The sequence below is a fragment of the Rhodopirellula bahusiensis genome (assembly GCF_002727185.1).
In the GTDB taxonomy this organism is placed as follows: domain Bacteria; phylum Planctomycetota; class Planctomycetia; order Pirellulales; family Pirellulaceae; genus Rhodopirellula; species Rhodopirellula bahusiensis.
This window is the reverse complement of the sequence record NZ_NIZW01000019.1, coordinates 29,532-55,472: the sequence shown is the minus strand read 5'-3', so window position 1 is coordinate 55,472 and position 25,941 is coordinate 29,532. Positions and strand designations below refer to the sequence as shown.

The following is a 25,941-nucleotide window of genomic DNA, read 5'->3' as shown; positions in this document are numbered from 1 at the left end:
TTCTCCGCAATCACTTACTTGTCCCATCGCCCTCGGTATCAGAATCCGCCGAGGCATTTCGGTTCGCCTTCGCTGCCTGCTGCCGGAGGAAGTCCATATTCTTGGCAAGGTGGCTATAAACACGCGACACCATCGCGGTGTCCTTGTGTCCCATTAAGTGGGAAAGCGAGATAGGATCAACCCCGCCGGTTGTCAAAGCGTTGGTTGCGTAGGAATGCCGAGCTCCATAGGCGATCACGCGAAAGCCGAGTTTCTTGCTCATGCGATTGAGCCGGCATTTGATTGCATCCTTCTTCCACCGGCCCCCGTAGGCGTTGCGGAAGAGGGGACCTTCGGGACGCAATTCGACCAATCGATCGATAATCGCCTTGGCATCAGGCGATAGGAAAATAACGCGGGGCTCGGTTTCGCCTTTGGACTCGTCAGCCGGGAAGATGATCAGGTCGTCGTGAACATGTTTCTTCTCGACAATCCTTGCTTCCTTCGGTCGGCAGCCGGTCCAGTACAAGAAATCGAGAAACTCAACGAGCGGTCCCGTGGCGGCGTCCTTGATTTGTTGCCATTGGTCACTTGTGTAAACGATGTCCCGGCGTCTGCGCCGTGGCTTGCGAACTTTCGGCAGCGGTGTGTACCGAAGGTAGCCTTCCTCGACAGCCCAGTTGAGCATCCGCTGAACGATCGCGATCGCATCGTTGGTGGCCGTGTCGGACCAGTGAGAGTTTGCCGCCGTCCACTTGGTGATGTGGTGCTTTTTGATCTGGCCGACTTTGAGCCGTTTGCCGACCGAGTCGATGAAGCTTTTTAGGTAGCGAAGATTGTTGTCGTAGGTGCCTTGCTTGCGATTTTCCTTCACCCAGTCCAGGAATCGCTGCGAGAGGGCGTACAGCGTCGTAATCTCAGACGTAATCGAGTCGCGATCGCTCATCAGTTCATGGAACTTGGTTTCGGCGGCGGTCTTGTCTTTGCCGAGGCGAATCTGCCGACCATTCATTGAGCAGTACCACGACTGGGTCTGCTTACGAAAAAAGGGCTTGGGTTTTCCAGCCATCACTATGCTCCCGAGTTTGCATTCGATTCCGTGCACTAAACCGTGCATCTGGCGATTTCAGGATCGCAATCGGTGCTGTCGGGGCAATAAAAAAGCCCGCTTTCGCGGGCTTTTTGGGAATGGGCGATACAGAACTCGAATCTGTGACCTCCACGATGTCAACGTGGCGCTCTAACCAACTGAGCTAATCGCCCGTCGGGGTCTGGTCCGGATCAAATCCAGCACCTCGACCCGAGGGTTCCCGCTTGTCTCGCGGGCACTTTGCTTAGAAATCGGTCGTCTGGAGGACAAGCTCCAATGCCAATGTTCCCAAAGCGGTCGCACAGTTTGCGATGACCCTGACGGTTCGTCAAGCCACCCCGACCCCGCAAATTTCGATCCCCGCCGGATTGTCTCCTCGCAGACTGATTGCGGTCCATCGTGGAGGCCGACAAGCGTCGAAAACCTTCGCGGATCCTTGAAAACGCAAAGATTTCATCAATTCGCTGTTGACGGCTGCGGACCCACCCCCGGATACTTCAGAAAATTGGGGTTGACGCGGTTGGAGCGAATTTCAGGAATTCCTCCCCCACTAGTCAGGCTGACTATCCTATGTTTAGGAAGCGGTTTTGACTGGACGGCGCGTCCGCCCGCTGCGATGGGAACACTTTCGTTGCCATCGGTTTGATTTCCACTTGCGCCGGAACGCCTCCCGGCCGGAGTAGATTGCTTTAGTGGCATTGGCACGCAGAAACGTACAACCGGAAAATCGCGATTCAACTCGCATCAACGCCCAAATCCGCATCACGCCCGTGCGTGTTGTCAGCGAAGAGGGGGAACAACTCGGAATCATCCCAACCGAACAGGCTCTCGAGCGTGCTCGCGATGCAGGGTTGGATTTGGTGGAAGTGGCCCCCGGAGAGCGCCCGCCGGTTTGTCGAATCATGGATTACGGCAAATTCAAGTACGACAAAAACAAGAAAAAGAACAGCGGTTCTTCTCACACCAAGACCAAAGAAATCCGCTTGCGACCCAAAACCGGTGACGAAGACATTCGCACCAAGGTTCGCCAAGCTGAGAAGTTCTTGGAACACAAGGACAAGGTCCAAGTCAGCGTTCTCTTCCGTGGCCGCGAAATGGCTCACATCGAGGAAGGTCGCAAAGTCATGGAACAGGTCATCGAGATCTTGAGCGAAGTGGGCAAGGTGGAAACCAAGCCTCAACAGCACGGTCGACGAATGATCTGCATGATCGCACCGAAGTAAGCTTTGGTCGACGGTCGCTTTCATTCCTCCCGCCACGCCGATTCTGATCGGCGTTGGTGGCGTCTCTTCTGCAGTGGCATAGGCTTCCAGCCTGTGTTCCTGACTCTGGGTGGATCGTGGTCTCCACAGGCTGGAAGCCTATGCCACATGGATGATGCTTGTCGGAGCTCGGTCGGTGTGCGACCATCTGCGGCATGAATGACACCTATCAATTCGATGCCGCTGGGGCTCTCCTGAGCACCGAACTGCCGTTCCCACGCCGCCAAGGCAAAGTTCGCGACGTGTACGATCTGGGTGATCAGTTGCTGATCGTCAGCAGCGATCGCATCAGCGCGTTCGACTACATCTTGCCCACCGGAATCCCCGACAAAGGTCGCTTGCTGACCGCGATGAGCCGGTTCTGGTTCGAGCAAATGGATGCCGGGCGAATCGGTCAAAATGTTGGCTCTGCTAGCGATGACGACTCGAGCACTTCTCGATCGATCTCGCATCACTTGATCAGCACAGACGTCCCAGAAGAGGTCGCCGCGAAAGTTGACCCGAAGCCTCTCGAAGGTCGCGTCATGGTGACCCGAAAAGCCTCGGTGGTTCCCTTTGAATGTGTCGTGCGAGGTTACCTCGAAGGCAGCGGCTGGAAAGAGTATCAAGCGACCGGCGAAGTTTGTGGTGTTGCGTTACCGGCTGGATTGAAGCAGTGCGACCAGCTCAGCGAGGCGATCTTCACGCCAGCGACCAAGGCCGAGGAGGGTCACGACGAAAACGTTTCCTACGAGGTCATGAGCGAATCGCTCGGCGAGGAACAATCAAGTCAACTGCGGCTGATGAGCCTTACGATCTATCAAGATGCGTCCAAGATTGCGGCCGAGCGTGGGCTGCTGATCGCGGACACCAAATTTGAGTTTGGCATCGTCGATGGCGAGTTGATGTTGATCGATGAAGTCCTGACGCCGGATAGCTCTCGGTTCTGGGCGGCCGACGAGTACGAACCTGGGCACTCGCAACGATCGTTCGACAAACAATTTGTCCGCGAGTACTTGCAAGAGTCGGACTGGGATCGAAACAGTCCTCCGCCACCGCTGCCGGATTCGATCGCTCGCCAAACCGCGGATCGTTATCGTGAAGGGTACGAACGCTTGGTTGGCAAAGCCTTCGCTTGATCTTCCGTTGCCACCTCGTTTGCTCCTCCATCATTTTCTTTCGTCGAGAACTCTGCCATGAACGCGCCTCCGGTCATCGAACGCATCGTCAACCTGCTGGACCCCAACGGCGACATCCTGTTGGGCACCACTCGTGAAGCGGCCGAGGCTGCGGTGCGTAGCGGAGACGCCGAAGCGGTCGGAAAGATCCGAGGTCAATTCGCTATTCTGCAAGCCGAGGGCAAGACCGTTCACATGGCTCGTTCGATCGGACGACCGATGCGATACTTCCTCGCCAAGCGGGCGGCGGGACCTTGCTTGATCGTGGCCGAGCGAATCGATGAAATCTTCGAACAACTTCGAGCAGAAGGGTTGGAGGATCAGTTCCATCCTTCGTACACGCGAATGGTGCCGGCTCATCACGTGATGAAGTTGCAACTGACTGGTTGCCCGGATCCCAATCCGACGCTGCATCGGTTCTTTGACCCGCGATCGAACACGCTTCCCGCCAGTATCGAAGAGATCGGCACCCGGTACATCGAAAGACTGGTCGGTGCGTGCTCGGACTGGATCAATACGATCGAGAACGACGCACCGATCGGCGTCATGTTCAGCGGCGGCATCGACAGCGGAGCCGTTCTGATCGCGATGATCCATGCTCTAAAACAGTCCGGGCAGACGCCTCAACGATTGAAAGCGTTCGTGTTGTCGGTGAAAGAAAACGCTCACTCTCGCGAGACGGACTTTGCGCAAGCCAGCGAATTTTTGGAAGCGATCGGAATGCCGATGCTGCTGGAAGTCATCTCGGTCGAGAAGTCTCACATCGATTGGCGGTCCGCGATCGAAGTCACCGAAGACTACAAACCACTGGACATCCAAAGTGCCACGATGGGCTTGGCATTGTGCCAAGGCATTCGTGATCGCTATCCGGACTGGAAATACTTGGTTGATGGCGACGGCGGTGACGAGAACTTCAAGGACTATCCGATTGAAGAGAATCCCGAACTAACGATTCGAAGCGTTCTGAACAATCAGATGCTCTACCAAGAAGGTTGGGGCGTCGATGCGGTGAAACATTCGCTCGTGTACAGCGGCGGCCAGAGTCGCGGGCATGTCCGCACGAGTGCTCCAGCACGTCGGTTGGGCTTTCACGGCTTCAGTCCGATGGCATTGCCCGAGGTGATTGAGGTTGCCGAAGGAACGCCATTCATCGAGATGACCGATTGGGACCACGAGAAACTGTACGCACTGAAGGGCCAAATCGTGGGGGCCGGCGTGCAGTCGGTCACCGGGATGCAGATGCCAGTCAATCCAAAGCGTCGCTTCCAGCATGGAGCGGGAGGCAAAGATGCCTTCGACGCTTTGTTCCCTGTCGAAGAAACCGAGTACCGTCAGTATTTCAGCGATGCGTTCGCGACGGACAAGCTCGCCGAACGACTGCCCGCAGAATGAGAGGCGGGAAGGTCGGCTTGATCGCTGGCGTTTGAGTCGCCAGGCCGGGAAGCCCATCATTCGGCTCGGAAGTCAGAACCTGGTGCGCTGACTAAAACGAGCGATTGAGCAGATTGGGCGAGCAGCTCGAAAGCTGATCAGGAGCCCATGCAGACATCGACGCGGTTGACGACTTGGCGTCCCGCGGCGACGGGGCGGATGGCTTCTTGAGCCAGTTGCTTGTGATAGAAGCTGCGAACGCGGCCGGTCAAGCAAATTTCGTTTTCGCTTTCGTCGACCCGAAGAAACCGCAGCTCAGCAACCTTGCTTTCAGCAAGTGCTTGGATCGCGGCGGTGCTTCGGATTTCCGAAACACGATCGTTGGCAGAATCGGAGAAACCGGTTGGTGCACCGGAGAGAGTGGCGGTGTGGTCGGCTGGCGTGATCGAATGCATAAATGTCCCAATTCCCTTCAGGAAGTCATGAATGGCCCAGATAGGTTTGTCCTGCGCAAACGCTGTCCTTACTAATATTTCCGATGTTTGCGTTTCAGGCCACGCCAATTTTGTCATTTTGTTGCGGAGAGCCGACTGAAACGTGTTAAACGAGGAAGTCCCGGGGCAATGGGTCGCAACCGCGGAAATTTCTACTGAGCTTGATCAATTTCTCTCAAGTTGTGTCCACACGGCAAATTGGCGGCATTGCGTTGCCGATTTCGGTCTCCGTCATAACGGCTGCAACCCAGCCGGCAAAAGAGGGGGACGCAAGGGCGACTTTTTTCAGTTTGTCGCAATTTGTGACGTAGGGTTCTATCACGTGAGCATCATTCGGGTGGGTCAGACCGACACATGGTCCGCCAGACGGCTCACGTGATAACGCGACGGGTGAGGTCAGTGAATCGACACTTCGGTCCGACCACCTCCCATTGCCCACTCATCGTCCAATTGAACCAAGCGATCCTCTGCGGGGACTAACACGTGCTTCTCGATATCATCATTGCAGCCAGCTGCGGCGGCGCCGGAATGACTTGCGGCTGGGTGATGCATGCTCTTTACAACCAAGGGCAAGCGTCTGACTCACCAACTCCGCAACCATCCGCTTCCTCGGCCAATTTGCAATCTTCCGAGAATGCATCGCCAGCTGGCGAAGACATCGAACCAATCGAAGAAGGCCCAGACGCCGAGAAGGTGATGGCGGTTGCTGATCGTGTTCGACAGTTCACGCATTCCATCGCTGCCGACGTCGACGCTCATCAGAGTCGCGTTGAAAACTTGAGCACGACGCTGCACGAGAGTGACCTGTCCAATTCTCCGCCCGCGATCGTCGACGCTGTCGACCAAATGATTGCGGCCAACGAGGTCATGCGAAATCAGTTGGCCGAAGCCCAAGCCAGAATTCGCGAGCAATCGCAACAACTGCAATCGGCCGAGCAAAAGGCTCAAACCGATGCACTGACACAAATTTTCAATCGCGGTGCCTTCGACGAGCACTTGCTACGACGTCATGCACTCGGCCCGGCTCGGGCTGGCGTGTTGGCCGTTCTCGATGTCGACCACTTCAAGAAGTTCAACGACACCCATGGCCACCGCGCGGGCGACGAGGTGCTGCGAGTCGTTTCGCAGTTGCTGGACGCACGCTTGCAGCCACACGGCATGGTCGCTCGCTTTGGCGGGGAAGAGTTCGTGATGATGCTGCACGACACGACACTGGCGGAAGCTGTTGAATTGATCGAGCAAACGCGGGTCGCCATCGGAACACGCGAAGTTCGCTTCGAAGGCAAGTGCCTGAAAGTCAACGCCAGCGTCGGTATTGGTGCACTTGAGCCACAGCAAACTCCTGAAAATTGGTTGCAACGCGTCGACGAGGCTCTGTATCGATCCAAGGAAGTCGGCCGAGACTGTGCCCACTACATCGACCAACAACGATTCGTTCGAGCTGGTGAACCCCTAGCCGAAACCACCGCTGAGATTCCTGCCGAACAACCCGCCGTCGAGGCAAAGTCATCGGAAGCCATTCCGGTCAAACCTATCTCGTCCAGTTCGGACTCGCTTGAAAAACCAACCATTGCTCCCCGAGCCCAGGAAGAAGAATTGGCAACGGAAGTGGAAGCGTTGGCCCGAGACACTCGATCATCCGTCGAGCTGGAACAGGCACCCGAGCCACGAGCGGTGGTCGAAGACAAAGCCACGGAAGCTCCCGAAGTGGTGGAGGAGGTCCAAGAGATTCTCGAGGAACCTGCCAGCGAACGGCCCAAGGCCCTGAGCTACCTTCCCGATTTGGCGACGATGGTCGATTACGTCGAGGAAATGCAAACCTCGCCGAATCGTGCCAAGGCAGCCAACCAATTGATGAGCGTTCGCCTGTCGGGCAAACCCAGCGGGGCGACCATGCGTTCGTTGTTGCAATTGGTCCGTGCCGCGACGCGAAATCAAGACCACATCGGTTGCTTGGACCAATCGACCCTGGTGATCTGCATGCCTCATTTGGAAGCCGACGATGTGCTCGAACGAGCCCACCAAATTTGCGGTGCGGCCGGTTCGATCGGCGTCTCACTGGCGGCAGCTGAGAAGTCCAGCGATGGCGAAAAGCTATCGGTCGGCATCTTGCAGATCGCTCCCTCGGTCAAGTCCATGTCGGCCTACGAAAAGTCGCTGAAGCAAGTTTGTGCGATCGCGGGATTGGCGGCTCGCCAGAGTGGTCAAGACAACCAGATGCCTGTGCTGTCGCACCAAATGGCGACTTCCTGACACGGGAATCCAACGCGAATTCGTTGTCTTCGGAACGAATTCTGACTTTCGGTGAACTTTCCCTCAAGAATTGGCCTTGAGGTTCGCTCCTCCGATTGCGTACCCCCAAAGGAACGTCGAGCGGTTCGACGGAACCGGAGTCACGCGATCCAAGCGAGCGGTCCATGCCCTACGGAGTTTATCTGTCAGCAGCGGGTGCGCAGGCACAAAACCACCGACTGCAACAGATCAGCCACAACCTTGCCAATGTCGACACGCCGGGTTTCAAACCCAGCGAAACGATCTTGCAGGCACGGTTCTCGGAGCTGATCGAAGAAGGCATGGTGTCACCCGGTCTCGGGGGCGCTGATGACATCGGCGGTGGCGTGACCATCCAGCCCGAACAGACTCAGTTCGGCATCGGAGCGATTCGGACAACCGGACGCGAAACCGACTTTGCGTTGCACGACAAGAAGAGTTTCTTTGTCCTGCAGCGTGGCGACGAACAACTGCTCACCCGAGCCGGCGACTTCCTGTTCGATTCCACCGGCACGATGGTCAATTCCGGTGGCGACGCGGTGCTCGGAAAAGACGGCCGGCCAATTCAAATCGATCCCCGACGTCCGTTCACCGTCGGCGCGGAAGGCACCATCAACCAAGCCGGTGCGACTCAGCAACTGATGCTTGCGCAACCAGCCAGCTACGGCGATCTAGCCAACGTCGGTGGCAACCTGTTCCGCCCCTTGGCTGAATTCAGCTTGGCTGCCGATAGCGATCGCAATGTTGTCGCTGGTTCTCTCGAACAATCCGCCGTCAGTCCCACGGGAACGATGATGGAAATGATTGAAACGTCCCGTGCCTACGAAGCCAACATCCAAATGATCAAGAACCAAGACAGCGTGCTGGGTTCCCTGATCGGTCGCGTCCTACAGAGCTAACCGCGATGCAGTCGTCGCTCTCTCACAAGGAAAATTTTGCATGAGTGTTCAAACGCTGTACACCGCCGCCACCGGTATGGAGGCGATGCAGACCAAACTGGACGTGATCGCCAACAACCTGGCCAACATCAACACAACCGGGTTCAAAAAAGACCGCGCCAACTTCGAAGATTTGTTGTATCGAACCGAGGTCTATCCCGGCGTCCAGGACGCCACGCAAACTCCCACCGCGGTCGGCACGCAGGTTGGACTGGGCGTTCGTGTGACCAGCACCCAAACCGATCAACGACAAGGCACGCTGCAGCAAACCGGCCGCGATTTGGATGTCGCGATTCAAGGCGGTGGCTACTTTCGCGTCGTCGATCCATCCAGCCAAGACACGATGTACACGCGTGCGGGCAACCTGGACATCAATGCCAACGGCGAATTGGTGATGGGTTCGGCGCAGGTCGGCCGTCTGCTCGATCCACCAATCACAATCCCGCCCGATGCCACCGCCGTTGTCATCAACAGCAACGGGGAAGTCATGGTGCGGCAACCGGGGCAAACGGAACTGACCAACCAAGGCCAGATCCAGCTCGCCAATTTCATCAACCCAGACGGATTGCTGAAGAACGGCGAGAACCTGTACTCGGAAACGGACGCATCCGGTCCCGAACAAATCAACAACCCAGGAACAGACGGCATGGGTGTGCTTCGTCAAGGAAACTTGGAAGCATCCAACGTTGAACCAGTTCAAGAACTGATCGATCTGATCACGACCCAGCGGGCATTCGAACTGAACAGCCAAGCGGTCCAGGCCGGCGATCAAGTCATGCAAAACATCTCTCAACTTCGACGGTTCTAAGCCTTGATGGTTCCGAATTCGAATACGCTCCTTCGATCCGCCTTCACCAAAGGGTGGATCTTCGCATGCGCGACGGCGTGCTCGATTTTTCTCTCACTTCATTCGCCAGCACAAACGCCTGGCGATGCCGACTCCATCGCGAACGACGCGATGCGAACGCCGTTCTATGGAGTCGATCCAAAGTTCAATCGCAATCCCACGCCAAGGGTTTCGCCCACGTCGATGCGAACATCGGGTCAGCCCAAGGGTCCTCACAGTCAAACGATCGACGCGGACACTCGTTGGCAATTTTCAGCAGTTGAAAATGCCACCACCGGTTCACCAATCATTCGTCTTCGTGACGTTGTTCGCCCATTGCAATCCAACTTTGCAGCATGGCCGCGTTTGGCCGATGCGACCGTTGGGTTGATGCCACTGGATGGTTCTCCCGCCAAGATCTCACGCGATCGATTGGCGGACCTCATCGTCGGCGGCCAAGCCACGGCGAGCCGGATCAAAATCTACGGTGACGAAACCATCGTTGTGCACGCGGTCAAGGAATCAATCGCATTGGCAAACGCCAACGCTCAGGCGATATCTTCTCAACCGATATCGGCCCAGTCATCCGCGGCCCAGTCATCCGCGGCCCAGTCATCCGCAACACATCCCGCGTCAATGCAGGCGGATTCGGTCGATGCAACGTACGTCGCACACGCGATGCTTGACGAACCCTCGAATTTTACCTTCACACAAAACACTGCGACGTCGCCCAAAGACGACTTGGATTTCGAAACGCGAGAGCGTCTCGATCACTGGGTCCATTTGGGTCTCCAAAATCAGTACCGCGATTTGGTCGACGCCTTTGACTACGAGTCCTCCTTTGTTTCGCATGAAGTGGGACAGCTGACTGAAATGCAAGGCATTCGGGACATGCGATTCCTCGATGCGATGCCCAATTGGTCAGCGGACGACCCGAAACCGATCACATGTCGATTGAAGATTGACGCGAGATCCCGGACCAATGAGTGCGAAGGCATTGTGCGAGTGACATTCACTCCCAAGCCTGCTGTCGTTGTTGCTCGACGTCCACTGCAACGAGGCCACCGTGTCGGCCCCGGTGACGTTCACTTTCAGCCGTCACCCGTTGTGGAATTGTCCGGTGACCGTGTCATGGATGTGGACGAAATCATGGGAATGGAAGTCGTCGGACTGATCCGTTCCGGCGTGCCACTTCGGCCCAGCGACTTTGCCGCGCCACGATTGGTTCGCCGAGGTGACTTGGTCGAGGTTCAGGTCTCAGGCGGAGGCATCCGTGTGACGACCACCGCAAAAGCGTTGGGGGACGGTGCCCAAAACGAATTGATCGAAATTGAAACGCTGTCACCCAAACGACGTTTGCTGGCCAAAGTCGTGGAACCATCGGTCGTCGAGATCGTGACACAACCCAACCGCGTTCTCGCGAACAAACCCACTCGCAAATGGCAACCGCAACCATGACGTCCGTGACTCGTTCGTTCGCCGCCATCGCGATGTCGTTGATGCTGACCAGCAGCTTCGCCAGCGCTCAGAACTCGTCGTTGCTGCATGCCACACCGCCGTGGATGCCCAACGCACCTGCGCGGTCGCCCGGCCCCGTGGTTCCTGTCAACAATCTTCAACAGCGTTCGGTTCCCGGTGTGGGCCCCGACGCTGCTGTCATGCCACCCGAATTTCTTCCGCCGGGAATGGCAGAGCGTGTACCCACGGGTCAGTATCCCGACGACGCAAACGAACCCAATTCAATGGAAGCGGCGCCCACCTACGACAACTCACCACCGCCGGCGGTTGGTTTGGCAGGAGTGAGCTGGACGTATCAGCCCGCGCCGCCAATGCGAGCCTTTCGCGTTCAAGATATCGTCACCATCCGTGTCGACGAAATTGCCCGAATGATGGCGGAAGGCGACACAGAGAAACGTCGTGTGTCGTTGTTTCAAGCCACACTGTCAGAATGGATCAAACTCGGCAGCGGCGGATTGATCCCTGATCCACAAGAAGATGGCGATCCAACCGTCGACGCCCAAACCACCGCCAACTCGCGAGCCGAAGCGTCGGTCGAGTCTCGCGAATCGATGTCGTTCAACATCGCGGCTCGTATCGTCGACATCCGACCAAATGGCAACTTGGTCGTGGAAGCTCGCAAGCAATATCGCGTCAACGACAACCTTTGGGAAACGTCGCTGTCCGGTATCTGTCGTGCTCAAGACATCGGCCCCGACAACGTCGTGCTGAGCCGCGATTTAATCGACCTCGAAATTAACAAACAAGACCAGGGCCAGTTGCGAGACGGATACCGTCGCGGATGGTTCCAACGTGCCTTCGATCGTTTGAAACCATTCTGATGAACAGCCACCGCATGCTTCGAACGACCGTTTTCCTGACCGCGATTCTGTGGGCTGCCCTATGCAGCTTGCCATCGGTGATGGCTGGCGGATTGAAACTCGGTGACCTATGTCGCTTGAAGGGGCAGGAAACCAACACGCTGCAAGGCCTGGGCTTGGTGGTCGGTCTTCAAGGGACCGGCGATGGCGATGCTGCACCCAAAGGTCGTGCTCTCGCTCGGATGATGCAGTTGATGGGCGGCCCGATGGCGGTGGACGCCGCTGGACGATTGAACATCGAAGAAGTTGGCGACGCAAAGAACGTCGCGATGGTTTTTGTCAGCGCCACAATTCCGACTGTCGGAGCTCAGCAAGGCGATGTGTTGGACGTGACCATCAACGCGATCAGTGCCAAAAGCCTGGCCGGCGGATACCTGATGCTTACCCCCATGCTCGGTCCGCGAGCTGACAACCCAACCGTGTACGGGATGGCAGAAGGACGCGTCACCGTCTCGCCTGACTCGCAACCGACTTCGGCGACGATTCAAGGTGGGCTGAAGATGGAAACTTCCGTTCGAGCTTCTTACGTTCAAAATAACCGAATCACGCTGGTCATCGATCGAGACTTTGCGGATTTCAACACCGCTCAACGAATCGAAGACGAAGTCAACAGTCTGACCTCGCTGACAATGGGCGATCGCAGCGTTTCGCGATTGGCAAGCCCCAACCGAAAGACCAGCGATGGAAACCGCGAATCGGCGCATGCTCGAGCCATCGACCAATTGCATGTCGAAGTCACCGTGCCGCCACTGTATCGCGACAACCCAATCAAATTCATTGCGTTCTTGCTGGACATCCCGATTCAATTGGCCAACCGCAGCAAACGCGTTGTGATCAACGAAGCCGACGGCGTGGTCGTGATCGGCGAAGACGTCGAGATCGCACCGGTTTTGGTCACTCACCGAAATCTTCGAATCGAAGCCGGTGGTGGAGGCCGATTTGTTGAGATCGGTCCCGATGGAACTCCATCCGCGGCCAAGCTGAAAAGTTTGGCGGATGCACTGGGCGCATTAGATGTGCCGACGGAAGACTTGATTGCCATCATCAAGACCTTGAAAGCGAAAGGTGACTTGTACGGCGAAGTCATTTTTCGGTAGAGATCACTTATCGGCAATGAACCGTGAGTTGTCCCAATGATCGACACTCCGTTTTTCGCCGCCACTCCCATCGCCGACTTTCGATCATGAGGTCGAACCCGCCATGTCACCACTTTCTTCATCCCGACTGTCGTCATTGCAAGCAACGTCTTTGCCGATGCCGCACAGTGGCGAGGCAAGAGCCAATTTGGATGCACTATCCAAATCAAAAACGATTGGTTCGGACACCAAAGAGGAAGAGCCACTGAAGGAAGCCTTCGGTGACTTCGTCGGGCAAACCTTGTTCGGAAGCATGCTGTCGACGATGCGTGAATCAGTCGGCAAGCCCGCCTACTTCCATGGCGGACGCACCGAGGAAGTGTTCCAGCAACAAATGGATCAACACCTCGTCGAAGCCATGTCAGAAGCATCGTCCGAAACAATCGCCGAACCCATGTACCAACTATTCCAAATGCAACGTCGTGCCTAATCGAACGAGGTCCCATCCTCACACGAACAGTCCGACCGTTTGAGACGTTTTCGCACATTCCATAGCAAACGAATCCTTTCCCGACCGCCTTCCTTCTGAAATATGACCAACACAATGTCTGCTCATCAATCATGGACTCAACGGGTCTCCGATTATGTCGACGACCTGGTTCAAATCACTGAGGCGATGGACCTGATCCTGGACGAAACTCGCGTCCGCACCATCGATCTGCAACCCAATCAAGTCGACGAGTCGACCGCGAAATTGGCCGAAACGATTTCGCAACTTGAAAACATGGTGGGACGGCGCGACGCTCTGCTTCGCGACTCGGAAGCACCAACCAGCGGACTCAGCTTGTCCGAGAAGCTCCTGTCATCGCGACGTATCGAAGACGCTCGACTGGCACGACGCTGTGGCGAAGCCGCCGAGCAGATCAAAACCACGCACCAACGCGCCAACGCGTTGTTCGTCTGCCAGTATCACTTGACGCGGTTCCAATCGGAAATGCTTGATCGACTCGCCGGAGTCGCCGCTCCGCCGACCTACGGCAAACCCAGCGCCAACGGCGGCCAAAAACAGAATCGCGGTGGTGGCGAACTGTTCAACGAAGCCGCCTGAAGAAGCGCTTCAAAACGAATTGACATGGAGACTCTGCGGAGGCTACACCAGTGACGCAGACTTTCCTAAATAGGTAAACTTGTCGTGGTCCCACAATGCGACCACTGATTCATTGATTTTTTGTTGAAAGGATTCCCGCGTGTTTGTTGCTGCTTCGACCCGATGCTGGCCAGACCTTGAATTGCAGGCCTCGATCGAACTGCTTCAGGATTTGGATTTCACTGCGATTGAGATCGCGATTCATGAGTCATCCGCCCACTGCCGTCCCAGTGATGTGTTGAGCGATGAAGACCGCGGCATTCAATTGCTACGGCACACTCACCGCTTGGAAATCAGTGGTTACAGCGTCGAACTGGAATCGACCGGCGAACAGCATTACACCGATTTCGAAGGCATTTGCCGGATTGCGAAAGCGACCAAGGTCGTGAACATCGCGGTCCCATCCAGCGAAAAAGGCACGCCCTTCAACGAGGAAGTCGAACACCTGCGTCGTCTGGTGAAGATCGCGGAAGGCGAAGGCGTTCGAGTCAACGTTCGGTCGATGTTGGGATGCCTCAGCGAAGACCCCGACACGCTGCTGGTGCTTTGCAACAATGTCGATGGACTTGGCGTGACGCTCGACCCCAGCGTTCCGTTGGTGGCAGCTCACGAAAACGCTTCCGCCGGCAAGACGATGGCTGGCGGCAAAGGCTTTGACCAGATCCTCAAGTTCGTGCACAACGTTCATCTTCGCGACACACGCAAAGACGCCTTCCAAGTCAGCGTGGGCCAAGGCGAAGTCGACTACGGCAAACTGGTCACGCAGTTGGAACGCGAAAAATACACGCGAGCATTGACCATCGACATGACACCGATGGACGAGCACGATCACCGCGTCGAACTTCGCAAGCTGCGTCGTTTGCTCGAAACATTGATTTAAGCGACTTGTCGTGAATTCGCACCCAATCTCACCGGCGAATCAATCAACATGCGATCTGCCAAATGATATTGATCGACTGGCGGATGAGTTGTCTCAGCAACTGCTGCCGAGCGATTCCACTCCATCGACTTCCAAGACGCTCCCGCCTTGGATGCTGAATCGAGATTTTGGGTGCGAGATGGCTCCACACTTGGCCTATGGTCGCCACCGTGGACCTCACCGCTGCCATTCGCGACATGCAGCTGTGGCGGTTTGTTTGTTCCAAGATCCTTCCAACGGATCCTGGACAATTCCGTTGACGCGGCGTCCCACGACGCTGCGGCATCACGGCGGTCAAATCTGCTTTCCTGGTGGCCGGATTGAGCGAGGTGAAACGCCACCGGACGCCGCTTTGCGTGAATTTGAAGAAGAGCTCGGCGGTGCGGCCCGCGTGCACCGATGCTGTGGCAATCTGCCTCGCCAATATGTTTATGCCAGTGACAATCTGGTCACGCCCATCGTGTTCGTGATTGATCCGCCGGATCAAAATTGGCAGCCCGACCCTGTCGAAGTGGACGAGGTCATCGATTTCCCGATCCAAACGGTTCTGCGGCAAACCCCAGCCGCGACTTCCCGGCAGTCGCAGGCTGAGAAAGGATGTCAATTTGACATGATTCAGCAAACAAAAGTGCTGCGTTCGGCGACTTGTCCCGATCGTGTTGCTGGCCACCTCAAGTTTGCCGCGCCCGCATTTCAGCACGGTTCGGTGCATGTTTGGGGAGCCACCGCGATCATTCTGGGACAGTTGGCGCAGGCTTTGCATCCCGTTTAGTTCGCGAAAACCTGTTTTGGGCGTTCCGCCATGCTCCCTTTGGCGAGTTCTTGTACCAAACGGTCATTTCAAGTGTGGGGCGGACTCATCCGCCAAAACGACTGACTTGCAGTAAATTGCGAGTGAAATCGCTGTCAACGGCGTGTCGCCCCAGAGACTCCAATTCACCCACTAGGCAAATTGACAGTTTGCCAATGGGTTCTAAAATCACCCCTCCAACAACACCGCTACGTTCAAGGACCTTGGCCATGGCCTCAGAAGCAGTCAAAGAATTTAACGACGACAATTTCGATTCCGAAGTCCTCCAAAGCGACAGCCCCGTGCTGGTCGATTTCTGGGCTCCGTGGTGTGGTCCTTGCCGTCAAATTGCACCCATGATCGACGAACTGGCTTCGGAAAATCCTGGCGTCAAGATTGGCAAAGTCAACATCGACGACAATCCAGGTGCAGCACAGAAGTTCGGCATCAACAGCATCCCAACTTTGTTGCTGTTCAAGAACGGCGAAATCGCAGACACCTTCGTCGGCGTTCGCCCCAAAGCCGCTCTGCAAGACGCGCTGACTTCGGCCAGCTGAATTCGGTTACCGAAACCAGCTCGAAGCATTCAATCATCCTCGCGTTCCATCTGGGTCGCGAGGTTTTTTGATGCGCGATGGTGGCTCTGAGAGTTTGCCATTTAGCTCAAAAAGCAGAGACGACCAATCGCCGACAACAACGCGGCTCGAATCGCGAGACGTTCCGCTTCACGCCAAGATGTCGCGAACCAACTCACCGTGTACGTCGGTCAATCGATAGTCACGGCCTTGAAAGCGATAGGTCAGCTGTTTGTGGTCAAATCCCAACAGATGCAGAATCGTTGCGTGAAGGTCGTGCACGTGCACCGGGTTCTCGGCGACATCGAACCCCAGTTCGTCGGTCTGCCCGTATGCCAACCCCGATTTCAATCCGCCACCGGCCATCCACATGCTGAACGAATTGGGATGGTGATCCCGACCATCGTTGCCACCTTGGACCATTGGCGTCCGGCCAAACTCGCCGCCCCAAACCACCAACGTCTCATCCAGCATGCCCTGTTGCTTCAGGTCTTTCACCAAAGCGGCACATGCCTGATCGGTGTCGCCGCAATTCTGCTTCAGCCCTCCCGTCAAGCCACCGTGTTGGTCCCATGATTCGTGGAACAGTTGCACGAACCGAACGCCACGCTGGACCAATCGGCGAGCCAACAAGCAATTGTTCGCAAACGACATCTTGCCGGGTTCGGCGCCATACAGATTCAGAATGTGTTCGGGCTCATCGGAAAGTGCCATCGCCTCGGGAGCACTCGACTGCATTCGATACGCCATCTCATACCCGTTGATACGAGTTGCAATCTCGGGATCGCCCACCACATCCAATCGTCGCCGATTCAATTCGTTGATGGTTTGCAACGACTGGCGCTGCGACCAATCACTCATGCCGGGCGGGTTGGACAGATACAGAACCGGATCGCCACTGCTTCGGAATTCAACGCCCGAATGCAGCGAAGGCAAGAAACCCGAATTCCAGTTCCCGGCCCCGGCACTCGGTCCCTTCTTCCCACTGTTGAAAACAACGTAAGCGGGTAAATCGCGAGACTCGCTGCCGAGCCCATAAGTGGTCCAAGAACCCATGCTGGGCCGGCCGAACTGTTGCGATCCCGTGCTCATCATCAATTGAGCAGGCGCGTGATTGAACGCGTCCGTCTTCATCGATCGAATCAAACAAATGTCATCGAGCACGCCGGCGGTGTGTGGCAGCAATTCACTGACGTGCGTTCCCGCCGAGCCTCTCTTGTCAAACTTGAACTTTGGTCCGAGTAGCTTGGAGTTCGGATTGATGAACGCGGCACGATAGCCGTCCAACAACTCCGGCGGTGGCAACGTTCCGTCGAGTCGTTCCAACTCCGGTTTGTAGTCGAACATCTCAAATTGGCTGGGTCCGCCACCCATAAACAACAAAATCACATTCTTGATTTTCGCGGGGAAGTGCGGAGCCTTCGGAGCCATGGGATCCACATCGGAACGCTGTGAACCGCCAGCGTCCAAGTCACCGGCTTCGGCCATCAATGACGTTAGTGCGATGTGTCCCAGACCGAGCCCGCATTGCTGCAAGAACCATCGACGACGCATCAAATCCAAACCTTTCGCGAAATGCGATGGGTCGGCGGTTCCAGGACGAGTCGAGTGCATCAGTGGCATGTTGAATGACTTCATGATTTGGTGATCGTTTCGTCCAAGTTCAAAATGGTGCGACTGACAGTCATCCACGCCGCCAAATCTTCCGCTTCGAAGCCGGTCAATTGTCGACACGATTGTTCCGAAACGCCGAGCAACTCTTGCAAATTCAACTTGCCTTCGGCGATGTGCTCGCGTTGCTGCTGAAGCATCCTTTTCAGAACCGCAACCTCTTCCGCATCCGGGACGCGACTGGTGCACATCCGGAAAGCAAACCGAATTCGTTGCGTGTCATCGCCTGGCGCCTCGCGAAGAATCCGTGCCGCAAAGGCTCTCGCGGCATCGACGAATTGTGGTTCATTCATCAGCACCAACGATTGCAGGGGCGTGTTGCTCTGCTCTCGCCGCACGCAAGCGGCATCACCTTTGGGTGCATCAAACACCTGCAACGGCGGGTACGGAATGCTGCGGTACTGATGCACATACAGGCTGCGTCGGTATTGGTCGGCTCCCGTGGAAGTGTTCCAAATCTTGGGGCCGTAGCTGGTCGGTGGTTGAAACAGGAATTCCGGAGCTGGTGGGTAGATACTTGGTCCACCCACGGACGTATCCAACAAACCACTGACGGACAAAGCCAGATCACGAACCATTTCAGCTTCCACGCGGTGCCGTGGGCCTCGTGCGAGCAGTTCGTTGTTCGGATCGTCTCGCCATGCTTCCGCGGGAGCAATCGAAGACTGTCGGTAGGTCGCCGACTCGACGATCAAGCGATGAATGTGTTTGAGCTGCCAGCCGTTCTGCATCAGCTCGGTTGCCAAGTAATCGAGCAACTCCGGATGGCTAGGCGCGGACGATTGGAAGCCGAAGTCTTCCGGTGTTGAAACCAAACCGCGTCCGAAGTAGGCCTGCCAAATTCGGTTGACGATCACCCGGGCAGTGGTTGGTGAATCTTTCGACACCAACCATTTCGCGAATCGCAAGCGGTCCGGTGCGTCATAGCTAGGCATCTCATGCAAAAAATCGGGAGCGTTGGGTTGGACCGAATCCGTCGGGTTCAAAAAATCGCCGCGAGCAAACACAAACGTTTCGCGAGGCCGCTGGGTGGCCTGTGCGACAAGCTGCGTTGTTGTTTCCGGGAACTGTTGCCACAACGTTTCAATTTTTGAATCGAGCGATAGCAAACTCTTCTCAACCGCCGACTGTTCATCGTCCTTGCTCGCTGAATCACCCCAAGCGATGGAACGATGCCAAGCGGTGAATGCCGATTCGGCTTGCGAATTCGTCCAGTCATCTGGGTTCATCGCCAAGATAGATTCTGCTTCGGTTGGAATCGCGGCGGCCGGCAACTCAGCCGCGTCAGTGATGCTGACTCGGTAGCGTCCAATCAAGAAATTCTGGTTGTCGTCACTGTTCCAACCTCCGTGCTTCTGCACCAACGTGAAGGTCACTTCGGAATCGTCGTCGATCACGACAGGGGCCTCAGGCACAAACACAATGTGTCGAGATTGGTTGCTGCGTCCGGGCCCGATGTCCGTCGTCCAAGCCGTCGCTTCGTCACCATCGATCGCATACTCGGGCGGCCCGACTACTCGCTCGTCCTTGTTTGCATCGCGATTGCGGTACTGCGGCTTCAGCTTGCGGCGTTGCGGATTGGCATCGCTGAAGACTCGGTTGAATCTCACCCACACGTCCGGCTTGGGTTCGCCGTTTTCATCTTTCGAAAGCGGTTTGATTTTGACTTTGAACTCGGACAAGGCTCCCGTGCCATCGATGCTGCGTCCGGGGCCACCGCGAGGCAACTGGGGATGCGTCAATGCGTCGAGCCGAACCGCGGTGATCGTGCCCACGTGCGTGGTCAGCGTGAAGTCGTTACTGGCTTTGGTTGGTGCATAACTCTCGCTGACGATGGAACCGTCGTCCAAGACATTGAACTTTTGGCCTTCGAAAGGAACGGTCGTTGGATGCAACGCTCTCCAGTCAATTTCATTGCCCACACGTGTGCGAGCCCACTGCGAAAGCTGCTCCCGCCAATCCACGTGTTCGCTTCGAAACGTCTCTTTCGCGGATGCGATGGACGCCATCACCTCATCCCGTTGCTCGGCTTGTTCGGGAGTGTAAACCGTGATGCAAGCTTCGTGAAAATCATTCAGCGCCGCGAACATTTCGTAGTATTCGTGGTGACTGATCGGATCGTATTTGTGCGTGTGACATTGCGCACACTGCGTGGTGATGCCCAGCACTGATTTGCCAATCGCATCCATCCGGTCAAACATGCCTTCGACGCGGAACTGCTCGGGGTCAGCACCACCTTCTTCATTGGTCATCGAGTTCCGCAGGAACCCGGTCGCAACGCGTTGGCTCTGCGTCGCACCGGGCAACAAGTCACCTGCGATCTGTTCGATGACGAATTGGTTGTACGGCATGTCCCGGTGCATCGCATCGATCACCCAGTCGCGATAGAACCAGACGTTACGTTGCATGTCCTTTTCATAGCCCGCCGAATCAGCGTAGCGAGCCGCGTCCAGCCACCAACGAGCCCAACGTTCGCCGAAGGAAACCGAATCGAGCATTTCCTCGATGCGTTGCTTCACCACTGAATCAGGATCGCCCGAGTTCGCGAGCTCATCCAATGTTTCGAGGCTTGGAGGCAGTCCCGTCAGATCCAAGTGTAAACGCCGCATCAAGGTCGCTGGGTCGGCGGCTTCGTTGGGCGATCCACCTGCCGATTCCAATCGAGACAACACGAATCGATCGATCTCGTTGCGGCACCACTGAGAACCTGAAACGCGAGGGATCTCAGGGATACGTGGCGGGACGTACGCCCAATGTTCTTCGTACGCGGCTCCTTGTTCGATCCATTGCTGAATCGCCAGTTGTTCCTGGTCGGTGATAGTCTTGCCGGTGCTGGGTGGTGGCATCACCAAATCGGGGTCGTCGCTGGTAATACGTGCCATCAATTCGCTGGCATCCACGTCGCCTGGATCGATCGCACCGCTATCAATCGCCTCGGCCCGAACATCCAGACGCAGCCCGGCTTCACGAGTCGATTCGTCAGGTCCGTGGCAAAGAAAGCACTTGTCGGACAAGACGCTGCGAATATCTTGATTGAACGAAACCTCTTCCGCGGCATTCGCCTGGTCGACGGCTCCCAAGCCCCAGACCATCCCCGCCAACAAGACTGACAGAAAAGTTCGAGGGCAACCGCTTCGAAGAGGATACGATTCGTTAGCCATTGGCTTCATTCAATTTGTTCGGCGAGACCATTCAAGATCCGCTCGCTGTGATCTCACCCAACCGACTGCAGACAAGCAAACGGGCGAGGATTCTCCGGCAAACGAAGTCTCGTCGGCGATCAAATCGCCATCGCAGGTGGGCAGGGGAGGGTGCTTGGACAGCAACGGAAGGGGATCGCTCATTGTATCAGCGATGAAACCGACACGTGAAAACGATTCCTTTCCTTTTCAGGGCAAGAATTTTGGCGAAAATGCATCCCATTCCGCGTCTGCCTTTCACCACACCAGCACAATGAATTTGGTGGAGCCACGTAGCAGCGCCTCGCCAAGACGCTGAGAATTACGAGCCTCAGAGAGACTCGCCTACGTGGGGCGATGCCCTGTTCCCACGCCCCAGTTCGCTGTTACGAGCTCGAATAAAATGACCCTGATTTCCTATGCCGGCACGATCCCGGAGAATCCCGACGAGATGGCTGTTTACTTTGTCTATGGAACATTGTGCCAAGGTCAGTGCCGTCAACATTGTTGGCCGGTCACCCCGCTGGGCGTTCACCCGGCTTGGGTTCAGGGCACCTTGTTCGGACGCAAGGACTACCCGGCCATGCGCCCCGGAAATCAACGTGTGGGCGGAGAGTGCTGGTTCTTCGCCAGGCAGGATGCTGCTCGCGTGACAGCGGCCCTCGACGAAATCGAGGTGACCAATCAACCAGGCCAAAGGAACCTTTACGACCGAATTGAGTTGCAGGCCAAGCTGGCTGTTCCCTCCTCAATCAGGGCTCCGATTCAGGAAGGTTTCCCGCAGAAATGGACCGTGTCCACCTATCACTACGCCACCGATCCACTGCTCGATGGGTTCGAGCGGTTGACCGAGAGAGAAACTGAGTACGGGAAATTTGTCGTCTGGCCAGCAGAAAAATGGCGGTCATCAGCAGACCATTGAACCTCCGGCGGGGTTCAACCGAAGTAACAAGGTAAAATCGGCAGCACCGAAACGGGTTCCGAACGTCGTTTCGACCGCCACAAGCGGATCTCGACCCCCGAAAGACATCGGAAAATCAAGGTTGCCGTTTTTTCCCCACACTCCTAACATCCAACCGGACGGACGCGCGCAGGCTGCCTGAATGCCCTATTTTGGTAGGCACGCATTCCTCCTAACTCTGTCGGTTTCTCCTTTTACCCGATCGTGATCTATGTCGTTTCGTCAAACCCTTCCCGTCGCGTTCCTCGCGGTGGGGTGCATTGGTTCCACACTGCTTCAGCAACCTGCCTCCGCGCAGGAACAAGTCGTCGAGCGGGCCGCACCGGAACAAAATGCTCCGCCCCAGCCCACGCCTCAGGACAAAGTGATCGCGAAGCTGATCGCCAAACTGATGCCCAGCAACCACGTCTCGGGTAAGGACCTCAACGACGAGATCAGTCGTCGGGCTTTGGATTTGTTTCTCGAATCCTTCGACCCGATGAAGCTGTACTTTTTGCAGAGCGACGTCGACGAATTCAAACGCTACTCCGAAGTCGTGGACGACCAAGTCCGCTTGGGCGACCTCAGCTTGGCTTACTACATCTATGGACGGTTCACTCAGCGTGTGGATGAACGCGTTGCCGTGGTGATGGAATTGCTCGACGGAGAGTTCGATTTCACCCGTGACGAACAAATCATCGTCGATCGCGATGCCACTCAGTTCGCTCGCGATGCCGATGAAGCTCGCGACCGCTGGCGTCGTCAGATCAAGTTGGCTTTGCTCGACTTGCGAAACGAAAAATCAGACGACTCAGAATCGGATGAACCGGAGCTGAGCAAAGACGAGATCATGGCTGACGCGAAAGACCAATTGCGTCGCCGTTACGCTCGTTACGCTCGCCGTTGGAAACAAACCAGCTCCGATGATTTGCTGGAACTGTTCCTTTCGTCGGTGACCAACGGATACGACCCGCACTCAACTTACATGTCACCAGCAACGCTGGAAGACTTTGCGATCAGCATGCGTCTGAACCTGGACGGCATCGGTGCCTCCTTGGGTGAAAAAGATGGCACAACGGTTGTTCGTCAAGTCATCCCTGGCGGAGCAGCGGATTCACACGGCAAACTAAAACCTGATGATGTGATCGTCGCCGTTGGCCAAGACGCGGACGGCCCCATGGTCGACATCGTCGAAATGCCTCTCAAAGAAGTTGTGAAGCTGATCCGTGGTCGCGCCGGAAGCCTCGTTCGCTTGGCCGTTCGTCCAGGTGGAACCGGCAACGAAGAGATCTTCAAGATCGTTCGTGCCCGCATCGAGCTCGAAGACTCCGCCGCTCGCGGTGAAATCATTGATCACGAATTGCCAGGTCAAGGCAAGGTCAAGTTGGGTTACATCAACCTGCCCAGCTTCTACATGGACATGGAAGCAGCACGTCGCAACGAAACCGACTTCCGCAGCAGCACCCGCGACGTGGAGCGAATCCTGAATGACTTCCGTGAGCAAAACGTTGGCGGCGTGGTCCTTGACCTGACTCGCAACGGTGGCGGCAGCTTGACCGAAGCGATCAGCCTGACCGGATTGTTCATCGACCGTGGCCCCGTCGTTCAGGTCAAGAACTCGGACGGATCGGTCCAACAATACGCGGACGATCAAAGCGGCACGGTTTGGGACGGCCCATTGGTTGTCGTGACCAGCAAACTGAGTGCAAGTGCCAGCGAGATTTTTGCCGGTGCGATCAAAGACTACCACCGCGGCATCGTCGTCGGTGACCCCGCCACGCACGGCAAGGGCACCGTTCAAACGCTGATGGACATCGGTCAAAGCCTGTTCCGCACCAACAACGCAAACTACGGGGCACTGAAAGTCACGTTGCAACAGTTCTATCTGCCCGACGGCGAGAGCACCCAGCTCAAAGGCGTCGAAGCCGACTTGGTTCTGCCCAGCATGACCAGCAAGTTGCCCGTTGCCGAAGGCGACCTCGAGTACGCCCTCGAATTCGACAAGGTGCCGCTGGCAAAACACAGCCTGTATGCGATGACCCCGGACAGCCTGCTCAACTCACTTCGGATCAACTCGGCCAACCGAGTCCAGCAGGACAAGGAATTCAGCGAGCTGATGCGTCGGATTGAACTCTACGTTCGCGAAAAAGATCAAAAGAGCATTTCGCTGAACGAAGAAGAGTTCCTTCGTCGTCGTGCGGAACGGAAAGCCCAAACGGAAGCCGAAGAAGAGGAACTCGATGAGGTCCTCAACAATGACGAGATCTTCCGCGACACGTATTACAACAAAGAGGTCATGAACGTGGCCCATGAATACGTGATGGGACTGCGATCGCAGAACTTGGCTGTTGCAAAATAGCCCGCATGCTATCCTGGTCGATGCAAGACGAGTGGGCGGGGTGATCGCTGGCACGGTTCGCGGTTCCCGCGTTTCCGGCTGGAGGAAAGTCCGGGCTCCGAAGGGCAGGATGGTCGATAACGTCGACCGGTCGTGAGGCCAGGGAAAGTGCAGCAGAGAGCAGACCGCCGAACGGTGACATCGCTTGCGGTGTCATGCGTGGTGAGGGTGAAACGGTGCGGTAAGAGCGCACCAGCGATCAAGGTGACTTGATCGGCTTGGTAAACCCCATCCGGAGCTAGACCAAACAGGGTGCATCATCGAGGCGGCCCGTCTCGTTATCGACACTCGGGTAGGTCGCAGTGGAGGCGACGAGCAATCGTCGTGCACAGATAAATGGTCACCGTCGATGCCTCGCATCGGCACAGAACCCGGCTTACAAGCCCACTCGTTTTTGCTTTCTTTGTGCTTCGATTTTCATGGCGATCTCCGACCCGAACGATCGCTATGTCCGCCAAGCACAATTCGCCCCCATCGGTGAATCGGGCCAGGCCAAGATTCAATCGGCTCGCGTCGCAATCCTCGGCTGCGGCGCCCTCGGTTCGGTCGCATCGGAATTGCTCGTCCGCGCCGGCGTCGGCTACCTCCGCCTGATCGATCGTGACTTGATCGAATGGAGCAACCTGCAACGCCAAAGCCTCTATGTCGAATCCGACGCGAAGCAAGCTCTGGCCAAAGCCGAAGCCGCCGCGAGCCATCTGCGTCAAATCAACTCGAGCGTGGTGATCGAAGAAGTCGTCGCGGACATTCATCCCGGCAACATCGCCGAGCATCTACGTGACGTCGACCTGGTGATCGACGCCGCCGACAATTTCACCCTGCGTTTGCTGCTCAACGATTGGTCGCTCTCAACGAACACGCCTTGGGTTCACGGCGGCTGCGTTGGCGCGAACGGACAAGTCCGTTACTTCACCGGCGTATCACCTTGCTTCCGTTGCCTTGTCCCTGAAGTTCCTGACCCCAGCGACGTGGCAACTTGCGACACCGCAGGAGTGATCGGACCAGCGACTCACTTGATCGCCAGTTTGCAATCGTCCGAAGCTCTAAAATTTCTCTCCGGCAATTCATCCGCCATCAACCCGCGAGTCCTCTCCATCGACTTGTGGCGGAACCAAATTCGAGAGATCGGAATCGACGAACATCTGTCGAACCAATGTCCGGCTTGCTCGGGTGGCCAACGAGAATTCCTCGATGCCGCCGAAGCGGGCGCGTCTCAAGCCGAAACGCTGTGCGGTCGCAACGCGGTGCAGATCCCTGGCGGAAGTCGCCGCATCGACTTGGGCAAGATCGCTGAGCGTTGGCAGAGCGTTGCCCCCGTCCAAGCGACTCGTTTCTTCACGCGACTGCAATTGCCAGACGACCAAACGCTGACCCTGTTCCGTGACGGCCGCGCAGTGATCAGTGGCGTCCGAGACATCCCTCACGCCAGATCCATTTACGACCGCTACATCGGCTCATGAACCAATCGGCACCCCAACCG

General features: G+C 56.4%; 21 protein-coding genes, 1 tRNA gene and 1 other RNA gene. 18 read left to right on the top strand and 5 right to left on the bottom strand.

Going from position 1 to position 25,941, the window contains the following annotated elements; genetic code table 11:
• Positions 1-10: 10 nt before the first annotated feature.
• Positions 11-991, bottom strand: a complete 981-nt coding sequence (locus CEE69_RS22065; protein WP_099262871.1) for a tyrosine-type recombinase/integrase — start codon at positions 989-991, stop codon at positions 11-13.
• 177 nt (positions 992-1,168) lie between these two features.
• Positions 1,169-1,242: transfer RNA gene (locus CEE69_RS22060), tRNA-Val, on the bottom strand.
• A gap of 519 nt (positions 1,243-1,761) precedes the next feature.
• Here CEE69_RS22060 and infC point away from each other — a divergent pair.
• The 3 genes from infC (at position 1,762) to CEE69_RS22045 (ending at position 4,880) form a co-directional block, all read left to right on the top strand.
• Entirely contained in the window at positions 1,762-2,292 is a 531-nt protein-coding gene (gene infC, locus CEE69_RS22055) for a translation initiation factor IF-3 (RefSeq protein ID WP_007329878.1), read from the top strand.
• A 194-nt stretch (positions 2,293-2,486) separates the two neighbouring features.
• Complete coding sequence (locus CEE69_RS22050; protein WP_099262783.1) at positions 2,487-3,449, top strand: phosphoribosylaminoimidazolesuccinocarboxamide synthase; 963 nt, start codon at positions 2,487-2,489, stop codon at positions 3,447-3,449.
• A gap of 57 nt (positions 3,450-3,506) precedes the next feature.
• The gene (locus tag CEE69_RS22045) at positions 3,507-4,880 is read left to right on the top strand and encodes an asparagine synthase-related protein (RefSeq protein WP_099262782.1); all 1,374 of its coding nucleotides are present in this window, start codon (positions 3,507-3,509) and stop codon (positions 4,878-4,880) included.
• 137 nt (positions 4,881-5,017) lie between these two features.
• Here CEE69_RS22045 and CEE69_RS22040 read toward each other — a convergent pair whose 3' ends face one another.
• On the bottom strand, positions 5,018-5,314 hold the full coding sequence (locus CEE69_RS22040; protein WP_099262781.1) for a BON domain-containing protein: 297 nt from the start codon (positions 5,312-5,314) through the stop codon (positions 5,018-5,020).
• A 522-nt stretch (positions 5,315-5,836) separates the two neighbouring features.
• On the opposite strand from CEE69_RS22040, the gene CEE69_RS22035 reads away from it, so the two are divergent.
• The 11 genes from CEE69_RS22035 (at position 5,837) to trxA (ending at position 16,255) form a co-directional block, all read left to right on the top strand.
• Entirely contained in the window at positions 5,837-7,606 is a 1,770-nt protein-coding gene (locus tag CEE69_RS22035; RefSeq protein WP_099262780.1) for a GGDEF domain-containing protein, read from the top strand.
• A 95-nt stretch (positions 7,607-7,701) separates the two neighbouring features.
• A complete protein-coding gene (locus CEE69_RS22030) occupies positions 7,702-8,523 on the top strand; it encodes a flagellar hook-basal body protein (RefSeq protein ID WP_099262779.1) in 822 nt (273 codons plus the stop codon).
• 40 nt (positions 8,524-8,563) lie between these two features.
• A complete protein-coding gene (flgG, locus tag CEE69_RS22025) occupies positions 8,564-9,370 on the top strand; it encodes a flagellar basal-body rod protein FlgG (RefSeq protein WP_099262778.1) in 807 nt (268 codons plus the stop codon).
• 6 nt (positions 9,371-9,376) lie between these two features.
• Positions 9,377-10,846: a flagellar basal body P-ring formation chaperone FlgA gene (flgA, locus tag CEE69_RS22020; protein ID WP_099262777.1), complete on the top strand. Its 1,470-nt coding sequence runs from the start codon at positions 9,377-9,379 to the stop codon at positions 10,844-10,846.
• Positions 10,843-11,727, top strand: coding sequence for a flagellar basal body L-ring protein FlgH (locus tag CEE69_RS22015; protein WP_099262870.1), 885 nt, complete (start codon positions 10,843-10,845; stop codon positions 11,725-11,727). The genes flgA and CEE69_RS22015 overlap by 4 nt, the downstream gene beginning before the upstream one ends.
• On the top strand, positions 11,727-12,863 hold the full coding sequence (locus tag CEE69_RS22010) for a flagellar basal body P-ring protein FlgI (protein WP_099262776.1): 1,137 nt from the start codon (positions 11,727-11,729) through the stop codon (positions 12,861-12,863). The genes CEE69_RS22015 and CEE69_RS22010 overlap by 1 nt, the downstream gene beginning before the upstream one ends.
• A 103-nt stretch (positions 12,864-12,966) precedes the next feature.
• The gene (locus tag CEE69_RS22005; protein WP_233215512.1) at positions 12,967-13,332 is read left to right on the top strand and encodes a rod-binding protein; all 366 of its coding nucleotides are present in this window, start codon (positions 12,967-12,969) and stop codon (positions 13,330-13,332) included.
• Between the two features lie 114 nt (positions 13,333-13,446).
• Complete coding sequence (locus tag CEE69_RS22000; protein WP_099262869.1) at positions 13,447-13,950, top strand: hypothetical protein; 504 nt, start codon at positions 13,447-13,449, stop codon at positions 13,948-13,950.
• 139 nt (positions 13,951-14,089) lie between these two features.
• Positions 14,090-14,869 carry a sugar phosphate isomerase/epimerase family protein gene (locus CEE69_RS21995; protein ID WP_099262775.1) on the top strand — a complete coding sequence of 260 codons (780 nt, stop codon included), beginning with the start codon at positions 14,090-14,092 and terminating at the stop codon, positions 14,867-14,869.
• 10 nt (positions 14,870-14,879) lie between these two features.
• Positions 14,880-15,680 (top strand): NUDIX hydrolase, encoded by an 801-nt coding sequence (locus CEE69_RS21990; RefSeq protein WP_199169919.1) that lies wholly within the window; start codon positions 14,880-14,882, stop codon positions 15,678-15,680.
• 248 nt (positions 15,681-15,928) lie between these two features.
• Entirely contained in the window at positions 15,929-16,255 is a 327-nt protein-coding gene (gene trxA / locus CEE69_RS21985) for a thioredoxin (RefSeq protein WP_099262774.1), read from the top strand.
• A gap of 168 nt (positions 16,256-16,423) precedes the next feature.
• Here the strand turns inward: trxA and CEE69_RS21980 are convergent, their stop codons facing one another.
• Both CEE69_RS21980 and CEE69_RS21975 read right to left on the bottom strand, forming a co-directional pair.
• Positions 16,424-17,911, bottom strand: coding sequence for a DUF1501 domain-containing protein (locus tag CEE69_RS21980; RefSeq protein WP_099262773.1), 1,488 nt, complete (start codon positions 17,909-17,911; stop codon positions 16,424-16,426).
• Positions 17,908-21,114 (bottom strand): PSD1 and planctomycete cytochrome C domain-containing protein, encoded by a 3,207-nt coding sequence (locus CEE69_RS21975; RefSeq protein ID WP_099262772.1) that lies wholly within the window; start codon positions 21,112-21,114, stop codon positions 17,908-17,910. Before CEE69_RS21975 ends, CEE69_RS21980 begins: the two co-directional genes overlap by 4 nt.
• Positions 21,115-21,526: 412 nt before the next feature.
• Here CEE69_RS21975 and CEE69_RS21970 point away from each other — a divergent pair, with 412 nt between their 5' ends.
• The 4 genes from CEE69_RS21970 (at position 21,527) to CEE69_RS21955 (ending at position 25,921) form a co-directional block, all read left to right on the top strand.
• Positions 21,527-22,045, top strand: a complete 519-nt coding sequence (locus CEE69_RS21970; protein ID WP_099262771.1) for a gamma-glutamylcyclotransferase family protein — start codon at positions 21,527-21,529, stop codon at positions 22,043-22,045.
• Between the two features lie 250 nt (positions 22,046-22,295).
• A complete protein-coding gene (locus tag CEE69_RS21965; RefSeq protein ID WP_099262770.1) occupies positions 22,296-24,422 on the top strand; it encodes a carboxy terminal-processing peptidase in 2,127 nt (708 codons plus the stop codon).
• A gap of 28 nt (positions 24,423-24,450) precedes the next feature.
• Positions 24,451-24,856: RNase P RNA component class A (rnpB, locus tag CEE69_RS21960), an RNA gene on the top strand.
• 24 nt (positions 24,857-24,880) lie between these two features.
• Positions 24,881-25,921, top strand: coding sequence for a ThiF family adenylyltransferase (locus CEE69_RS21955; RefSeq protein ID WP_099262867.1), 1,041 nt, complete (start codon positions 24,881-24,883; stop codon positions 25,919-25,921).
• Positions 25,922-25,941 lie beyond the last annotated feature (20 nt).

What these genes read in the sequence shown, in the direction of transcription:
- CEE69_RS22000 (WP_099262869.1), top strand. Translation starts at nt 13,447, where the DNA reads ATGTCTGCTCATCAATCATGGACTCAACGGGTCTCCGATTATGTCGAC.
- CEE69_RS22065 (WP_099262871.1), bottom strand. Translation starts at nt 991, where the DNA reads ATGAATGGTCGGCAGATTCGCCTCGGCAAAGACAAGACCGCCGCCGAA.
- CEE69_RS22010 (WP_099262776.1), top strand. Translation starts at nt 11,727, where the DNA reads ATGAACAGCCACCGCATGCTTCGAACGACCGTTTTCCTGACCGCGATT.
- CEE69_RS21965 (WP_099262770.1), top strand. Translation starts at nt 22,296, where the DNA reads ATGTCGTTTCGTCAAACCCTTCCCGTCGCGTTCCTCGCGGTGGGGTGC.
- CEE69_RS22040 (WP_099262781.1), bottom strand. Translation starts at nt 5,314, where the DNA reads ATGCATTCGATCACGCCAGCCGACCACACCGCCACTCTCTCCGGTGCA.
- CEE69_RS22005 (WP_233215512.1), top strand. Translation starts at nt 12,967, where the DNA reads ATGTCACCACTTTCTTCATCCCGACTGTCGTCATTGCAAGCAACGTCT.
- CEE69_RS21980 (WP_099262773.1), bottom strand. Translation starts at nt 17,911, where the DNA reads ATGAAGTCATTCAACATGCCACTGATGCACTCGACTCGTCCTGGAACC.
- flgA (WP_099262777.1), top strand. Translation starts at nt 9,377, where the DNA reads ATGGTTCCGAATTCGAATACGCTCCTTCGATCCGCCTTCACCAAAGGG.
- CEE69_RS22015 (WP_099262870.1), top strand. Translation starts at nt 10,843, where the DNA reads ATGACGTCCGTGACTCGTTCGTTCGCCGCCATCGCGATGTCGTTGATG.
- CEE69_RS22045 (WP_099262782.1), top strand. Translation starts at nt 3,507, where the DNA reads ATGAACGCGCCTCCGGTCATCGAACGCATCGTCAACCTGCTGGACCCC.
- CEE69_RS21975 (WP_099262772.1), bottom strand. Translation starts at nt 21,114, where the DNA reads ATGAAGCCAATGGCTAACGAATCGTATCCTCTTCGAAGCGGTTGCCCT.
- CEE69_RS21970 (WP_099262771.1), top strand. Translation starts at nt 21,527, where the DNA reads ATGACCCTGATTTCCTATGCCGGCACGATCCCGGAGAATCCCGACGAG.
- flgG (WP_099262778.1), top strand. Translation starts at nt 8,564, where the DNA reads ATGAGTGTTCAAACGCTGTACACCGCCGCCACCGGTATGGAGGCGATG.
- trxA (WP_099262774.1), top strand. Translation starts at nt 15,929, where the DNA reads ATGGCCTCAGAAGCAGTCAAAGAATTTAACGACGACAATTTCGATTCC.
- CEE69_RS22050 (WP_099262783.1), top strand. Translation starts at nt 2,487, where the DNA reads ATGAATGACACCTATCAATTCGATGCCGCTGGGGCTCTCCTGAGCACC.
- CEE69_RS21955 (WP_099262867.1), top strand. Translation starts at nt 24,881, where the DNA reads ATGGCGATCTCCGACCCGAACGATCGCTATGTCCGCCAAGCACAATTC.